This is a genomic window from Cohnella kolymensis, assembly GCF_000829465.1.
In the GTDB taxonomy this organism is placed as follows: domain Bacteria; phylum Bacillota; class Bacilli; order Paenibacillales; family Paenibacillaceae; genus Cohnella; species Cohnella kolymensis.
In genome coordinates, this window is the sequence record NZ_JXAL01000034.1 from 177,282 (window position 1) to 193,317 (window position 16,036).

A 16,036-nucleotide genomic window follows, 5' to 3' on the forward strand; every position below is an offset into this window, starting at 1 on the left:
ATAGGGGTCCAGCCAACATTTTAACCAAAATATACGCTATGACATTAATTACCAGATAAAAGCTGGATTTCCTTACTCTAAGGATTCCAGCTTCTATGGATCTGATTAAATGATCTCAATATATCCTTGTGTTATTAGCTTTTCTGCATTTTCTCCGGTTACAACCCAAATCAAATTATTGTCCCCTTTAATAAACCGCATGCCAGGTTTACGTTCGTTTTTACGAACTCCCTTGCAAGCTGCAGCTCTGAAAATTCATATGTAACTAAAAATGATGGATGCTCTTTACGACAAGCATTCGAGCAAAATCCGTAATTCTCGTTATGATGGTCTTTTCCGCATAATCTACATGGATACTTTGGTTTATCCTTTGGTTTTTTCAATCGAATGATCGTATTCATTGGTACGCCGTATTTCAAGTGTTTGTGAGTCTGTATGGATGCTAAAACTTTTTGATAATGTAGTCAGTGAAACTTTTCTTCCAGGCGGCTCGAAAAGATGAATATTAAACAGATGATTGCCGATATTTTGTTTGATAAATAGTTTTTCAATCCTACCTTTAGACACGGTAGCTTGTCCTTCGATTTCATAGAAAGCAAATGAGAACCCCTTCCCAATCCCCTCAAAATGAAGGATTTTAGTAGAATCGACAGCGTTAAATTCGTAATTCGGGTTCTTATTTACCTTTTCAACAATTTTTTGAGGGATTTTAATGGATTTATAGTCAGATACAACTTTCCCCATGATAGATGGAGTAATATCCGTAAACCTATATCCTTGCTCAAGTTTTTCGATCTCAAAACATTCTCTAGCAGTGGTTTCAATGTAAAATTTCAGGTAATGATTAAGTTCTTCTTTAGTTATCATGTTAGAGCTCCACCCACTATTAGAATTTTTAAAATCACGTACCCCTTACTGCCAAGCAATTTTTTCTACTTCCGATTGTAAATCCGCGCGGGTTGCATGGACATAAATCATTGTCGTGTCCAGGCTATCGTGCCCCATAATTTGTGCGAGCCTATGCAATGGGGTGTTTTCCGCCATCACATACCCGAATCGATGCCGCAGATCATGAGCGCTTAAACCCTCGAGCTTTGCCATCTTCATATACTTCTTTATAAAATGTCGCAATCCGCGCTCGCTTAATCGTTCGCCCGTCTTCTCCGATGGAAACAAAATCGGAATGTCAGTTTGCAACAAAGGGATATATTTTTCTAGTGCAGCTCTAACGGTAGCATTCAAAGGAACCTCTCGCTGTTTGTTACGCTTACCTGATCGAACTGTAAGCTGTCCGCTACGTTTACCCAGTGTAATATCCTCAGGAGTCAAGTCACACACTTCCATCGTTCGTAATCCGGTATGAAGCATGAGATAAAGAATGGTCTGATCCCGGAGAGAGCCCTTGTGTTCAGCTGCAGCGATTAACGCTGCTTCTTCCTTGTCGGTCATCTGCCTTGGACTTGTTTTTTCTTCCGGAACCAATTTGACTGGTTTCGAGGGATTGCGGCGAATGAGTCCTTCCGAGTTTGCCCATTCAAAAAAACGTTTAAGTGTGATGAGACGGCGATTGATTGTAGATGGCTTCAACCCCATTGTTTTTTGCATAACTTCTCGGTACCGAGTCAATGTCGGGGTAGCCACATCCTCGATCCGAAATACAAGTTCTTCTTCCTGATGCTCCGCGGTTTCAAACCAGCCAATAAACTGTTTTAAATCACCTGCATATTCGCGTAACGTTTTTGGATTTAAATCTTCTTGTGTCGTGAGGACATGAATGAAAGCATGAATATGTTGTTCACCTTGATCTGAAATTCCCATTGTATGGTTCATCGTTCTAGACCCTCCAAATTGTTGACTTACCTTAGCGGTCATGATAATCTTATCTTAATTGACACATTAGCGGACATCAAGGTTTAGTTTTAGATATGTTTTATGACCGCTAATATTATTTAGCGGTCATTATGAAATCAAGGAGGTTTGCAGACCCTGAAGATAAAAGCGAACAGCAGCGCTTACTGACAGCCATTCGTGGATTACCGATAAATGGAGATATTAAAAAAAGCTGAAAGGGTCAAAGTGACTACCGGCTTCGTGTTGGAGATACGCGAATCGTTTATGCCATAGACCACACGGAAAAGGTTGTGTACGTAAAGACGATTGATTCACGCGGCGGGATTTACAAATAAATAATGGATTATAAAAAGAGAACCCGATTCTTCAAGCAGAATCGGGTTCAAAATTCTAATTTACTGTTTGATACGAAGATCTGCTGGAAGAAGAAAAGTCCTGCTTTAGCGGCGAAAGTGATTGATACCGTAAGCGAACAGGTACGGAACACGTATACTTGGTTGAGAATTTGCTGGAATGGATGGTTTTGAAGCCAGAAAGGCGGTGTAAGTGTAACATCACATATATCAAACAACTTGATTCATAGATATAAGGGAAAGGAAAATGATGATGTCGAATGGATAGATTATCGAACTATAAGAATAATCCGGCCAATGATAGAATCAAAGAGTTTAACGTTGTTGGCATTGCAGCAACACCTGGAGAGTTGGAAGGGCTAGAGCAGTTTTTGGATCATGTGGATATTCTCCATGGACTGACCTTCATCATTGCCCAACATGGTTCGACTAAGTCGGAATTATTTCCATTAGAACGGCTCTCTAAGCATACCGACATGAAGCTTTTTCATGCAGTGGATCAAATGGAGATTCATACGGATTGTATTTATTTGCTGCCCCCCCATCATGATATTAGCTTTCGATCAGGGAAAATAGGGTTAACGGACTATTCCTCTGATAAAGGCAACGATTTACCCGCTGATCGATTTATGTATTCACTCATCGAGAGCTTTGGGGGCAATGCGATAGCTATCCTTTTTTCAGGTAAGAACAAGGACGGTACACTTGGAATAGAACGGGTTTCAAAAGCAAATGGATTAGTCATTGTTGAGGAAAAGGATACAACAAAGCCTGTTCGCTTGACTGGGACCGATATCGAAGTTGATCGGACCGATTATTTTGTTATTCCTGATGAAATGCCGCAACACATTTTTGAATACATTGAATTCTATATGAATCAGACGAAACAATCGATTGAAGAAGAATTAGGTACGTTATTTTCGATTCTGAAGCAAGCTTCTGGTGTGGACTTCTCTGTTTATAAGCAGGCCAGCATTATGCGTCGTATTCAAAGGCGGATGGGTATTCAACAATTTCAATACCTCAAGGGATACAATCACTATTTATACAATCATTCCAATGAGGTCACCGCTCTGCAAAAAGATTTATTAATTGGAGTGACGCAATTTTTCCGAGATCCGGCTGCGTTTGCCATTCTTTCAGATAAAGTTCTGCCTACGATCTTCGAGCAGCGTGGGGTGGAGAAACAAATTCGGGTCTGGGTCGCTGGCTGTTCTACTGGAGAAGAAGTCTACTCCTTAGCCATTCTGATTAGAAAATATATGGAGGAAATTGAAGAAACATTCGACGTGAAAATATTTGCCACCGATTTGGACAAGGATTCGATTCAATTTGCCAGCAAAGGAATATATCCTGAAAAGATTGCCGAGAACGTGCCACCGGAGCACTTAAATGCTTACTTCACTCGTCAAGGAAATGAATATAAAGTCAATAAAGAAATTCGGCAGATGGTAATTTTTGCCCAGCACAATCTGATCAGTGATCCTCCTTTTACCCAGCTCGATCTGGTTTTATGCCGTAATCTGTTAATTTATTTACAGCTGGAAATGCAGAGAAAAGTGATCTCGCTGTTTCATTTTTCATTAAAATCAGATGCCTTCCTCTTTCTGGGTCCAAGCGAATCATTGGGAAAACTAACCACTCTATTCTTACCTTTAGATAATAGATGGAATATATACCATCACAAGGCAAATAATTCATTGTTGGCAGCGGATCCCTTAGGCGTTAGCGAATATGTAAATGAGAAAAAACTGAATCATAAGAATAAAGTGATTGTAAGATTAAAGGAAGCAGAACGCATTCTTAAATTGGAAACGATTTATACAAAGCTGATTGAAGAATATGTAACTGCCTGCATCATACTTGATGAGAACAACGATATTGTCCATATCAATGGGAATGCCAATCAATACTTAGTCTTTCCTAAGGGCAAACCAACCCTCAATTTGTTTAAGTTGGTTCCGGAATATTTGGGAGTTGTTATCGGGACGATACTTCATAAAGCGAGAAAAGAACTCAAGGAGATCATTTGTCGGGATGTAGCGATTAAGGATAGCCATAAGGGACATTGTATTCATTTGAGAGCGAATTCATTTCAAATCGAGTCGAGAGACGACAAGATGATGATCCTGTTCTTTGAAGATGCTGCTGAACAGAAAGAAGCACCGAGCAATGAGGTAGTAGATGAAGACCTGATTCAGATTCATCGCTATTCGGAGAAGGATATCAAGCAGCACATCCAAGACTTGGATCAAGAATTGGTTCAAGCGAAGGAATTATTAGAGGCTGCAAACAGTAAATTAGAGATTTACAACGAAGAATTAGAAACCTCTAACGAAGAGCTGGGAATGTCCAACGAAGCATTGATTGTTTCGAATGAGGAACTGCAAAGCACGAATGAAGAGCTACAATCGGGAAACGAAGAATTAATGGCTGTGAATCATGAATACCAATTTAAAATTCAGGAATTGACCGATTCAAATAACGATATGTCCAATTTCTTCAACAGCACCAATATTGCGACTATTTTTCTGGATGCAAAGATGAATATACGCAAATTCACACCTGCGTTTAGCAAAGAAATTAATTTGCTAGACACGGACATAGGTCGTTCAATTGGCGAGATCAAACACAATTTACAATATGACCAATTGATGGCTGATGCAATGAAAGTGCTTTTTATGGGAGAATCTGTAAAGAAAGAAATCCGGAATTCAAATGGTAAGTGGTTCAGTATCAGAATATTGCCTTATCTAGCATTCGATTCTCGGTATCAAGGAATCGTTATTACGTTAATTGATATTACTGAATTAAAGCATGCGAGAATGTCTGAAGACTTTACGGAACAAAATAACAGGCTGGAATTGCTGCATACCTCGGAAATGCTCCCGGTCGTAGGTCTCTTGGCAGCTGGAATCGCACAGGAGATTCGTAATCCATTAACCACGTTAAAGGGATTCACGAAAATGATTGGACCTAGTACAGAAAAAAAATGATTATTTTGACATCATGACTTCGGAATTGGGACAGATCGAAGCGATAACGGATGAATTGCTAGTCCTGGCTCGGCCACAGAAACATCGTTTTGAACAAAACGATGTCGTACTGATGTTGCAGGAAGTAATCTCCATGTTTGAACCGCAGGCTGCTGTCTTCAATGTGGAGATGATTACGAAATTTGCCGATCTAGTGCCTTTCGTCAATTGTGTTCCCAATCAACTCAAAATCGTATTTAGCAACATTATCAAGAATGGTATTGAGGCGATGCCAAATGGAGGGGATTTGCTTATTAAGTTGAAGGTCGTTGCTGAGGAATCCGTAATCATTAGCTTTAGCGATAATGGGTCAGGTATTCCTGAGGACAAGCTAGCCAAGCTAGGAGATACCTTTTATACGACAAAACAAGATGGCATTGGGTTAGGCCTAATGGTCAGCTACAAAATTATCGAGAGCCATGAGGGAACGATATCAGTTACAAGCACGTGGGGTAAGGGAACTATTGTTGAGATTATCTTGAAGAAATAGAACGTGTTAGAACAAAGAATTGAATCATGTTTGGGTACAGTTGCACAGGTTCCGAGAGACGACTCGTGGACTGCTTCTTTTTTTTGTCCAAAAACCCAGTATTGAATTCCAACGGAAAAACTCAATATCATCTACTACGTTTAAAGTTAAGTAATAGAAAAATATAGGAGAGTTACTAATAATGGATACAGGGTTAATCGTAATTATATTAATACTATTGCTTGGCGGCGGCGGATTCTTTTACAGCAGAAGAAGATAAATCAACAATTCATAGATTATGCAAATAGACAAACCTTAAATTATATGGTTTGTCTATTTGTCTATTAAAGTAATTATGAAAAAGGCAACATGCTCATTGAGCAAATTGCCTTGGGTATGTTTAGTTTACTCTCTTCCTAAAGTAGGGGGACTATTTTTACGCATACGTTATCGCACATGAGTCTAAAACTTTATTTCCCTTGAACAACTAGACGTTAAAAAAGCCTATGATTCGTTAGAGTAGGAAAACTCGGCTTTCTACTTACATATATTGTCATAGCGTATATTTTGGTTAAAATGTTGGCTGGACCCCATAATGCTAAAGACTTATTAAGGATTATCGATAATGCATTGGGATATAACTTTGAACATGATGAGCCCCAGAATGGTATTGAAGCAGATTTGATCTCTGGATTCTTTCAATCCATTCAAGATTTCGCCGATTTATTCAGTGATCTTGGATCAGGCGAATGGGTACGGTATGGATATGAATTTACAAAGACAATAAACGAATTAGCAGAACACGATTATCTTGTCTTTGGGGCCAGAGAAATTAGAATACTCGAAGGTGGAAAGGGCACGCCCTCTAATTGGCCAATAGCAATTATTCATATTAGTCACAAAGATAACAAAGATATAGAAAAAGTTGGCGAAAGTGATTCAGAGAAGTAGATATTACTTCGCCTAACACCGTATTCACGCATCGAGCCGGCTTTCGCAGTCTCTCTGTCCGCCCGAGGCATTTCGAGGAAGCAGCATCAGGCGGACAACCCTGCGAGGCTATGTGGCGGAGCCACCCGGCACTTTGTCGCCTTAAGCCTCTCGGGTTCGTGAATACAAGCAACGTTAGATGATGAAATTACCGGAAAGCATAAAGAGGAGAACTTAAATGCCATATACTCTTGAAGTTAAATATGAAGAATCACCAGCTGGAAATAAATTAATATCTATTTATTCAACACTATCAATAGAAGAAGATCAACTTTCCAATATTCTTGATATTGAAGTGTATTTTAGATCTATTAATCAATCAGGTGTATTCCCTTTAATTACTTGTTCATGTGGATCATTTGGATGTGGCGGCACTGAAGTCACAATTAGCAAAGATCAGGATTCAAGAATATGGAGAATAAATAATAAGGAGTATATTCTTACACGACAAGAGATAAAGACAATTGGAATGCAATTAATTGAGTATATCTTAAAAATCAAAAATGAATATAAGGACTATTTAATTTGTTCTGGTACTTATGGAGAGGATATTTCGAATAATTTAGAAGAATATGGAAGTATATTAAAGGATTGTTAAGCAGATCCGAAGATGCCGGTAACTTCATCTAACATCGTATTCACGCTGCGGAGCCTGTGGGCTCCTTGATCCGCCCGTGGCATTTCGAGGAAGTTGAGTCAGGCGTACAACCCTGTGAACCTAACCGCATCGCGGCCGGTCACTTCGTGACCTTAAGGTTCTCAGGTTCGTGAATACAAAGACGTTATAAGAAATTGGCGCAATAGAGAACCAAGTTCGTTAATTCATAGGAGGTTACTTTTATCAACTTATACAGTAGAATAAAAAATTTGATGATACACCCGAAGATTAATATATTTTTTTTACTAATTTCATTTTTCGTAGCATTGTACATGATTTTTGTTCTTGCACCGTTTGCTGAAAAGAAAGGTTTCTTAAATGAGAACGAACTGCCGCAACAAGAAGAAGTTATAAAGTACATACTCCTTTGTTTGCCGGTCGTAATTAGTTATATTGTGCTAGCAAGTATTTATATACGTAAGATTACTTTTTTGAGGAGTCTAAATTATCCATTTTATATAGCTAATATTTATATTGGTTTGTGTTTAAGCATTATTGTGATGGGCGGTGCAATCTTGTGGGTGATGATTCCGACAATTATTATTCCATTATTGGCGCTTCCAGTAAGTTTCTTTACAGGCCTGATCAAAGACATAAAATATTTGAATAAACCTGATATGTGATTAGTCAAAGAAGGCGCCAACTTCTTATAACACTGTATTCACGCGTCGAGCCGACTTTCGCCGTCTCTCGGTCCGCCCGAGGCATTTCGAGGATGCGAATCAAGGCGGACAACCCTGCGAACCTATCCGCGTCGCGGCCGCCCCTTTGGGGCTTAAGGTTCTCGGGTTCGTGAATACGAGAGACGTTATCAGAAATGACTGTAACTATCAAAAAACAAGGGGAATTAATATGTCAGATCATTGGGATATATATCTATCTAAAAACAAAACTATAGTAAGAGTAGATTTAGGTATTATTCAAGATGTTCCAATCTCTGGCGCAAACGCATTAGTAAAAGTGAATATGATATCAAGGGGCTTTTTCTCAAAGAAGTTAGATATTGAGCTGGTTGGTACAGCTGAAGATGAAATGGATAGCCAATTGACAAATCATGATTTTCTAGTTGGTGCCATCACATGTGCTGATTCCAAGTCGTTTTATATTTATACAATGCATGAAAAAATATTAGTAAATATGCTTAATAAAATACTTTCGAAATATAGAAAGCTTGAGTGTGAGATCTCAATCGCGGAAGATCCAAAATGGGAATTTTATTTAAATAATCTATATCCAGATGCTTTTGAAAAGCAGTGGATGATAGATAGGAAAGTTGTTGAACAACTGCAATCGAATAATGATAATCTTCAAATTCCTCGTGAAATAAGCCATTGGCTTTATTTTGTTGATAATAAGAGTAGAGAAGACTTTAAAAGAAATCTCAATTTAAATATTTTTAGAATTGTTGAAGAAAAAAACCTCCAAGATGATTCCGAATTTCCTCTTCAACTTATAATTTCACACACAAGTACTGTTGAATTTGAAACGATTTATCAAATCACTACAGAATTACTTAAGAAAACTATAGATTTTGGTGGGAATTATGATGGATGGGAAAGTCCTGTAATAGAGAGTAAGTAGTTCAAGGATGTCAGTCACTTCTGATAACATCGTATTCAGGCATCGGGCCATTCGGCCCTCGGTCCGCCGGAGGCATTTCGATGAAGATGATCCAGGCGGACAACCCTGCGAACCTAACCGCGTTGCGGCCGCCCCGTTGGGGCTTAAGGTTCTCGGGTTCGTGAATACGAGAGACGTTAGCTGAAAGAGCGAAGCGAATTAAGTGCGTGAATGAAAACCAAAACGGATGTTATAATGACAATGAGGTGATAAAAATGCTTAAAGACGATATTAAACTAATGATCGATAAATTGCCTGAAGATTGTTCGATTGAGGACATCCAATACACATTGTATGTAAGTTCCAAAATTCAAAAAGGACTGAAAGATCTAGATGAAGGGAATGTACTGACGACCGAGGAAGTTAAGGCGAGGATGGATAAATGGCTAAACAAGTATTATGGACAATCACTGCTTTTAAGGACTTACAAACCATAGTCGACTTTATTTCTAATGACTCCTTGTATACATAAACTATACACTTAACAAATCTCAATTCAACAACGGATTAGATTTAAGGAACAAATACAGTCATACTCAACCAACTAGTGGAGAGGATGAAAAGATTCACAATCAAAATTATTTGATATTTCTACGACTATTTATTATTGCAATAATAAAAATGAATGATGAATTTTGTACATTTAAAGAAATTGAAGATATGAGTGAGTAATACAGGGACGGCCCCAACATCACATAACACCGTATTCACGCATCGCAGCCTGGTGGCTACTCGGTCCGCCCGAGGCATTTCAATGAGGCATTTCAGGCGGACAACCCTGCGAACCTAACCGCGTCGCGGCCGGCTCCAACAATTTCCATACATTATTGCATCAATGCTCCATTTGGGGTAAACTTTCCAGGGGACAAAGTGGTGATTTCAGAGTCTATACCGGCTGATATTCCTGATTCTGATATTAAAACGAGTTTCGAAAATGTTTTTCAACATTGAAATGGAATTGCGACTTGTTCTCAAACCAAGGACTAATGCTAATCGAAAGTTATTACTGAATATTTCGATGAGATAGAGCCATCATTCCGGTGATAAGTGAGCCAGTCCTCCGGGAAAAATGAGCCGCCCTTCCGGTGGTAAGAGCCACCAGCGTGCGGCGGCTCCCATATACAATATAAATGGTTAGTTGATGAGTCCTTTGCGTTTACGCATGGAGTCCATTCCTTCAATTGTGATCGTGTAGGATGAATGCACGATTCGATCGAGGATAGCATCTGCCAATGTACTTTCACCGATTTTTCCGTGCCAACCGGCAGGGGCGAACTGTGAGCAGAATATGGTAGACCCTCGTTGATGGCGAGCTCCACGATCTCGAGCAGATCCCTAGCCTCGCTCTCCTTTAGTGAGACAAGCAGCCATTCGTCCAGGATTAATAAGGGAATCTTCTTGTAGGCCTTCATCACTCTTTGAAAGATCCCTTCACCCCGCGCTACTGCCAGTTCATTCAACAATTCGGGTAAACGTACATATTTGACCGGGTAGAAGTTCCTGCAGGCGGCGATACCGAAAGCGCATGCCAAATAGGTTTTTCCTGCGCCTGATGCGCCCATGATGATCATATTGAGCTTGTCTTGAATATAAGCGCCCGTTGCCAATCGAAGGACCTGTGTTCGGTCAAGCTTTCGATCAGCGTGATATTCAATGTCCTCAATGCAGGCGTTGCTTTGCTGAAAGTCTGCCTTGCGGATTTAACGAGGACAGTCGGTTGTTCTTTCGCCGGGACCACTCCGTGTCAACCAGGAGTCCAAAACGCTCTTCAAACGATAGAACTGGAAAGTTTGGGTCTAACAATTGACTTTGATAAGATTCCGCCATGACGGAGAGGCGCATTTCTTGGAGTTTGCGCAAGGTCGGTTCATGCACCATCGTTAAGCCCTCCCGTAATAATCTGCGCCGCGGATGAATCCATGGCTTTCAGAAGAAGGGGATAATTCCTTTGTTTCCTGCTGCGCTTCAAGTCGATCCTGTCCGGTAGTCAAGATCGTTTTGATGCTCTGGAAGTTTGTCCTTGGCGTGTACGATAATGCTCTGGCGCAAGCCGCTTCAAGACGAACTACGCCATACTTGTCGGCAAGCTTGAGGAGCGCCATGCAGCTTCTATAGCCCTGCTGCTCTACCTTATGGGAAGAGAGAATCGCTTGGACAGAGGCGGCGGTATTCGAGCCAACACTTTGTGCCCAAGAGATGAAGCGATTCGCGTTCCATTGGATGAATTTCTTATGATTCTCCGGCATGTGATCTTCTATGGTGCTGTACTGCCCCGGTTTCCCATGGAGGCGCGGGTGGGAGCATACTCGATTATTGTTGAAGAAGATTTCAATAACGTTGCGAGTCATTCGTACATCTACGCGATGCTTGATATATTCGTAAGGAATGGAGTAGTGCATTTTCTCAACGCTTATATGATAATTGAATTGGACAGTGGCGGTCTTCCAGGTCGCCAGCTCATATGGGGTAGCAGGTAATGGGAGTAGAAACGGTTTTTCTTCCGTCAGAAACACACTGCGCCTGCTCCCTTCTTTTTTCTGAAAGGGTTTTGCATTTAAGACGTCAAGCTTCTCCCGCATGGCTCGATTTAATTCAATAGCACTAAAACACTGTTGGTTCCGGAACGCGGCTAGAATCCATGTGGGGACCACACCAACGGCTCCCTCAACACTAGGCTTGTCCTTGGGTTTACGGACACGTGCAGGAATGACGGCGGTGTTGTAATGCTCCGCCATCTCATGATAGATTTTGTTGATCACTGGAGCGTGCCCCGATGCCTTGTCCAAACCGGTCTTCAGGTTGTCCGGTATGAGTACACGAGTGGACCCGCCAAAGAAAAGATACATGTTGATATGGGCGGTAATCCAGCTCTCCTGATCTTGCGAGGCAAAGGCTTCTACATACGCATACTGACTGTAGGCGAGCACGCCTACAAAAACATACATGGTAACCATCTCGCCAGTCTCGCGGTCAATAATAGAAGCGGTTTTCCCGACCCAATCCACTTCAACTTGTTCGCCCGGCTTGCGCTGAATACGCATCGTTGCATTCGACTTCAAGGTGTACTGCTGATAGTGGTGGCAGAGCTGCGAATATATGAGTGGGATCTCTTGGCTCGACCGGCAGTTCTCGCAGTACTCATTCCAAAGTAAGCTAAGCGTTACGCCACTCTTGGCCATCTCCCTGTGAATATACTCGTAATCCGGATGCTTGCGAGTCTGAGGCTGTGCTACTTCCGCAAACAGGCGTTGGCGCAGCTCGCCATCCGTTAGATCTTTCTCTAACGGCCATGCAATTCCTAGCTCCTCTGCTCGTTGAATGATTTTAGAGACGGTGTTGCGCGAGCAGGCGCAACTGGCAGCGATGTTACGCTGACTGATCCCTTGACTATGAAGCCGCAGGATTTCACGATATTGGGTCATTGTATGACCACCTCACGAATGATTTGCGCTAGTCTTCCGACACGCATAGAGTCATTTTAGCAGGAGGTTTACACGGGCGGCTCTCACCACCGGAAGAGTGGCTCAAATACGCCAGAGAGGTGGCTCTCACTCACCGGAACGATGGCTCAATTTGCTCCGGAGTATTCAATACTTACGATAGGTTATTTGTTTATAGCAATCTATGAGAAACCGGGCCTGCTGTTGGATGATAAAATGTAGACACAAAGGAGGTTGCATATGGGACGTGTAATCCTGATGATGAATGTGACACTGGACGGTTGCTGTGACCACACGCAGATGATTGCGGATGAGGAGGTCCACCAGTATACGGTGGACCTGATGGACCAGTCCGATGGTCTGCTTTTTGGACGTGAAATCTACCAGCTGATGGAGCGTGCCTGGCCAGCCATAGCCAGCAGCGGCGTCGGACCTCAATTCATGGTCGACTTCGCACGCAAGATCGATCGGAAACCCAAGTACGTTGTCTCGCGGACGCTGGATCACGTGTCGTGGCAGAACTCTTTCTTGTTGAAGGGGCCTGTTTCCGAGGAGGTGCCACAGCTTACGGCAGAAGGGAAGAGCCTACTTGTTAACGGCGGTCCCGGCCTCGGTTCCACTCTGGCACAACTCGGCTTGGTGGATGAGTATCACTTCCTGGTACAGCCAATCGTTGCCGGACGTGGCCCCCAATTGTTGGGGGGAGTTCGTGATCGACTGAACCTGTTGCTGACCGGGACCAAACCCTTCGGCTCCGGCGTAGTGCTGCTCCGCTACACGCCCGCTCGTTGACTACTTGGTTGATCACGGCGGATTCGCACTGCCAGACGAAATAAGGGTTAAGTCATCGTTAAGCTAATCAAGAAAAGAGCCCTAAAATGAAATAACTTAACAGATGTTATTACAGACCAAATAAACGACGAATGGGTTTAAGGGACATCCCTAAACGACATAATTTTTATTGTAGGAGGGAACAACATGGAAGTTTTTGCAGAATATTTAGCGCATATTGATGACCCGCAACATCGGGCCCGAACGGAAGAAGTTTTGACTTGGGTAATTAAGAAATTTCCAAATTTAATGCCAAAAATTGCGTGGAATCAGCCTATGTTTACCGATCACGGCACATTTATTATTGGCTTTAGCATAGCCAAACATCATTTGGCTGTTGCCCCTGAAAGGGCAGGGATTAATCATTTTTCTGATGACATTGTGCACGCTGGCTATGATCACAGCAAGGAGTTGGTACGTATCCAGTGGGATAGTCCGGTTGATTTCTCATTACTTGAGAAAATGATCGAGTTTAATATTTTGGATAAGGCAGACTGTTCAACTTTTTGGCGGAAATAGAAGAATAGGAATGGCGTTGATTATCCCAACACCAACGTCTTTGTCGAGGTCGTTAAACCCGAACGAATTGTCATCAACCATGCTGTGTTTCCCCATTTTCTGGCGACAGCAATCTTTGAGGATCTGGATGGTAAGACAAAACTCACTTATAGCACAGTTTTTGAAGAAAATGCCGCTGTATTCGATAAGGTGAAAACATATGCCGTCCCAGGTGCCGAACAGACCATGGATCGCCTTGAGGAGCATCTGGCAAGTATGTCTTAAGTAAGAGGCCAGCCTCGTATCGATGCCCCCGGTAACAGCTCGCTATTTATTTCGCGAGGATGAAATCGTATCGTTTTGAGGGATCCGTAAAACCGTGGCAAAACGCCAGGTTTTACAGCGATACGATCGAGTATAATTTTTTGTGATGAAGGCGATGCGTATACAAACTTGTCTTTTATCGATATATGTTCTTGTCCTCCGACAGCTTCGTTTATATCCCGAGGAAGGCTTTGCGATGTTTTGAACAGTCACGTAGACATGCGTGATTTTTTTGTCGTTTTCTGAGGGAACGAAAGGAAAAGAATACACCTAATCGAATTTTGTAATTAATAACTTAGTTGCAAAGGGCTATGTGTATTTGAAAAGGCTCGCGGGCAGGTGGGTGAATCATAGTTAATTTTATTAGTAGTACATTTTCCGCAAGCAAATCGGATTCGAAATCGAAACGGACGGCGTAAAAAAAGGAGACTGTAATGGACTTTACAAGCGAATGGATCCGCCAAGCGGAGAAGTATGTGCAGCAAGAGCTTGGAGCTGACGCAAGCGGTCATGATTGGCAGCATATCGAGCGGGTAAGAAAATGGGCCGTAAAGATCGCGGAACGTGAAAATGCGGATGTGTTCGTGTGTGAGTTGGCCGCTTTGCTGCATGATGTGGCGGACGTCAAGCTGAATCCCTCGAAAGAAGGCGGTCTTCGCAAGGTCAGCGGCTGGCTGGAAGCCAACCGGGTGGATATCGCCATTGGACAGCATGTTATGGAAATCATCTCCACAATGTCCTATAATGGCGGTCAAAATCCTCCTATGCGCACACTCGAAGGGAAGGTCGTTCAGGATGCGGATCGTCTAGACGCCCTGGGCGCTATTGGAATCGCGAGAACCTTCGCATATTCCGGCTGGAAAGGACGGTTAATCCATCACCCTGATCAGGCAGAGACGGCGATTGCCCATTTTTATGACAAACTGCTTAGACTGAAGGATTTGATGAACACCTCATATGCCAAGGAATTAGCTGAATCGCGGCATGCTTTCATGGAAGCGTATTTGGAGCAGTTTTACCGGGAATGGGATCCGAACGTATCATGAGGATTAAAGGCGTCATTTTCGATATGGACAACACGTTGCTTCAATCCCGCATCGATTTCCATGGGATGAAGTCAGAAATCCACAAGTATCTTGTCGAGTTAGGAGTGGCGCCATCGGCGTTACCGCTCCAGAAGTTGACCACTTCCATGCTCATTGATCAAGCCGTTTTGTCCGGTCGGATGGATGCTGCGTCGATGAAACAGATGTGGAACATAGCCAAAAAATATGAAATAGCCGGGATGAAGAATGCGGAGCTGGAGCCAGGCGCAAGGAAACTTCTTGATTTTCTAAAGGACAAGCTGCGTCTGGTTGTCGTCACCAATAATTCAGGGGAAGCCGCTGAAACCGCCTTATCGGAGAACGGCATCAGCTCGTATTTCGACCTGGTAGTCGGGCGGGAATTTATGGGGAGGATGAAACCTGAACCAGATGGATTCGTTTATGTGGCAGAGAAATTTCGTGAAGAGCTGGCCGTGCAGGATTGGCTTGCTGTCGGTGACTCCTGGATCGACCGGCAGGCTTCCGAAGCAGCAGGTATCGAGTTTGTAGCCTACCGGCCGGAAGCTGACAAGTGGAACGCAGCAGGCGTACAGCCTGGAAACTCGATTGATCAATGGAGTGAATTCTTTCATTACCTAAAATAGGAGGTGGACCGGGCATAAAGAAGCACCAGAAAAAAATTGAAATTTCAAATTGCAATTGAACTCAGAAGTGAAGGATAAGCAGGTAAAAGGAAAAAATTGTAGAATAATTTAAAAATATTAAGAAGCAGATGTAAGAAGACGGTTCGTGGAGCAAGAGAAGTCATTTATGAGTTGAAAGATCCGAAAGCATCGGAGAACAGTCGGTTTTATCGGCTGTCTCTTTTTTGTATTATGTTGTGGAAAAAGAAGGGAAATTAAAAGGGGGAGGCGGCGAAAA

The 16,036-nt window shown here is 42.4% G+C and carries 13 protein-coding genes and 2 pseudogenes; 11 read left to right on the forward strand and 4 right to left on the reverse strand.

Annotated elements, in window-relative coordinates:
* Positions 1–363: 363 nt before the first annotated feature.
* Together SD71_RS21635 and SD71_RS21640 are read right to left on the reverse strand one after the other, a co-directional pair.
* Positions 364–867 (reverse strand): hypothetical protein, encoded by a 504-nt coding sequence (locus tag SD71_RS21635; RefSeq protein ID WP_041067966.1) that lies wholly within the window; start codon positions 865–867, stop codon positions 364–366.
* Positions 868–912: 45 nt separating this feature from the next.
* On the reverse strand, positions 913–1,830 hold the full coding sequence (locus SD71_RS21640; protein WP_041067969.1) for a tyrosine-type recombinase/integrase: 918 nt from the start codon (positions 1,828–1,830) through the stop codon (positions 913–915).
* A gap of 634 nt (positions 1,831–2,464) precedes the next feature.
* Between SD71_RS21640 and SD71_RS21645 the strand changes: the two genes are divergently transcribed.
* From SD71_RS21645 to SD71_RS21665, 6 genes are all read left to right on the forward strand, one after another.
* Positions 2,465–5,200: a CheR family methyltransferase gene (locus tag SD71_RS21645; RefSeq protein ID WP_052476516.1), complete on the forward strand. Its 2,736-nt coding sequence runs from the start codon at positions 2,465–2,467 to the stop codon at positions 5,198–5,200.
* Positions 5,175–5,729: an ATP-binding protein gene (locus SD71_RS22725; protein ID WP_052476517.1), complete on the forward strand. Its 555-nt coding sequence runs from the start codon at positions 5,175–5,177 to the stop codon at positions 5,727–5,729. The genes SD71_RS21645 and SD71_RS22725 overlap by 26 nt, the downstream gene beginning before the upstream one ends.
* A gap of 546 nt (positions 5,730–6,275) precedes the next feature.
* A complete protein-coding gene (locus SD71_RS21650; RefSeq protein WP_041067972.1) occupies positions 6,276–6,659 on the forward strand; it encodes a hypothetical protein in 384 nt (127 codons plus the stop codon).
* 217 nt (positions 6,660–6,876) lie between these two features.
* A complete protein-coding gene (locus tag SD71_RS21655) occupies positions 6,877–7,296 on the forward strand; it encodes a hypothetical protein (RefSeq protein WP_041067975.1) in 420 nt (139 codons plus the stop codon).
* A gap of 332 nt (positions 7,297–7,628) precedes the next feature.
* On the forward strand, positions 7,629–7,979 hold the full coding sequence (locus SD71_RS21660; RefSeq protein WP_152619542.1) for a hypothetical protein: 351 nt from the start codon (positions 7,629–7,631) through the stop codon (positions 7,977–7,979).
* Positions 7,980–8,208: 229 nt separating this feature from the next.
* Positions 8,209–8,937, forward strand: coding sequence for a DUF695 domain-containing protein (locus SD71_RS21665; RefSeq protein WP_041067981.1), 729 nt, complete (start codon positions 8,209–8,211; stop codon positions 8,935–8,937).
* A 1,173-nt stretch (positions 8,938–10,110) separates the two neighbouring features.
* Here SD71_RS21665 and istB read toward each other — a convergent pair.
* Both istB and istA read right to left on the reverse strand, forming a co-directional pair.
* A pseudogene (gene istB / locus SD71_RS21675) lies at positions 10,111–10,854 on the reverse strand (IS21-like element helper ATPase IstB).
* Between the two features lie 2 nt (positions 10,855–10,856).
* Positions 10,857–12,398: an IS21 family transposase gene (gene istA, locus SD71_RS21680; protein WP_041067984.1), complete on the reverse strand. Its 1,542-nt coding sequence runs from the start codon at positions 12,396–12,398 to the stop codon at positions 10,857–10,859.
* Between the two features lie 258 nt (positions 12,399–12,656).
* Here istA and SD71_RS21685 point away from each other — a divergent pair, with 258 nt between their 5' ends.
* The 5 genes and pseudogenes from SD71_RS21685 to SD71_RS21705 all read left to right on the forward strand — a co-directional run bounded on the left by SD71_RS21685 (position 12,657) and on the right by SD71_RS21705 (position 15,759).
* The gene (locus tag SD71_RS21685; protein WP_041067988.1) at positions 12,657–13,208 is read left to right on the forward strand and encodes a dihydrofolate reductase family protein; all 552 of its coding nucleotides are present in this window, start codon (positions 12,657–12,659) and stop codon (positions 13,206–13,208) included.
* A gap of 186 nt (positions 13,209–13,394) precedes the next feature.
* Positions 13,395–13,766 (forward strand): iron chaperone, encoded by a 372-nt coding sequence (locus SD71_RS21690; protein WP_041067991.1) that lies wholly within the window; start codon positions 13,395–13,397, stop codon positions 13,764–13,766.
* A 9-nt stretch (positions 13,767–13,775) separates the two neighbouring features.
* Positions 13,776–14,030 (forward strand): annotated as a pseudogene (locus tag SD71_RS23395) (SRPBCC domain-containing protein); the annotation flags it as partial.
* 473 nt (positions 14,031–14,503) lie between these two features.
* On the forward strand, positions 14,504–15,115 hold the full coding sequence (locus tag SD71_RS21700) for an HD domain-containing protein (RefSeq protein ID WP_041067997.1): 612 nt from the start codon (positions 14,504–14,506) through the stop codon (positions 15,113–15,115).
* Positions 15,094–15,759 (forward strand): HAD family hydrolase, encoded by a 666-nt coding sequence (locus SD71_RS21705; RefSeq protein ID WP_235427315.1) that lies wholly within the window; start codon positions 15,094–15,096, stop codon positions 15,757–15,759. Before SD71_RS21700 ends, SD71_RS21705 begins: the two co-directional genes overlap by 22 nt.
* Positions 15,760–16,036 lie beyond the last annotated feature (277 nt).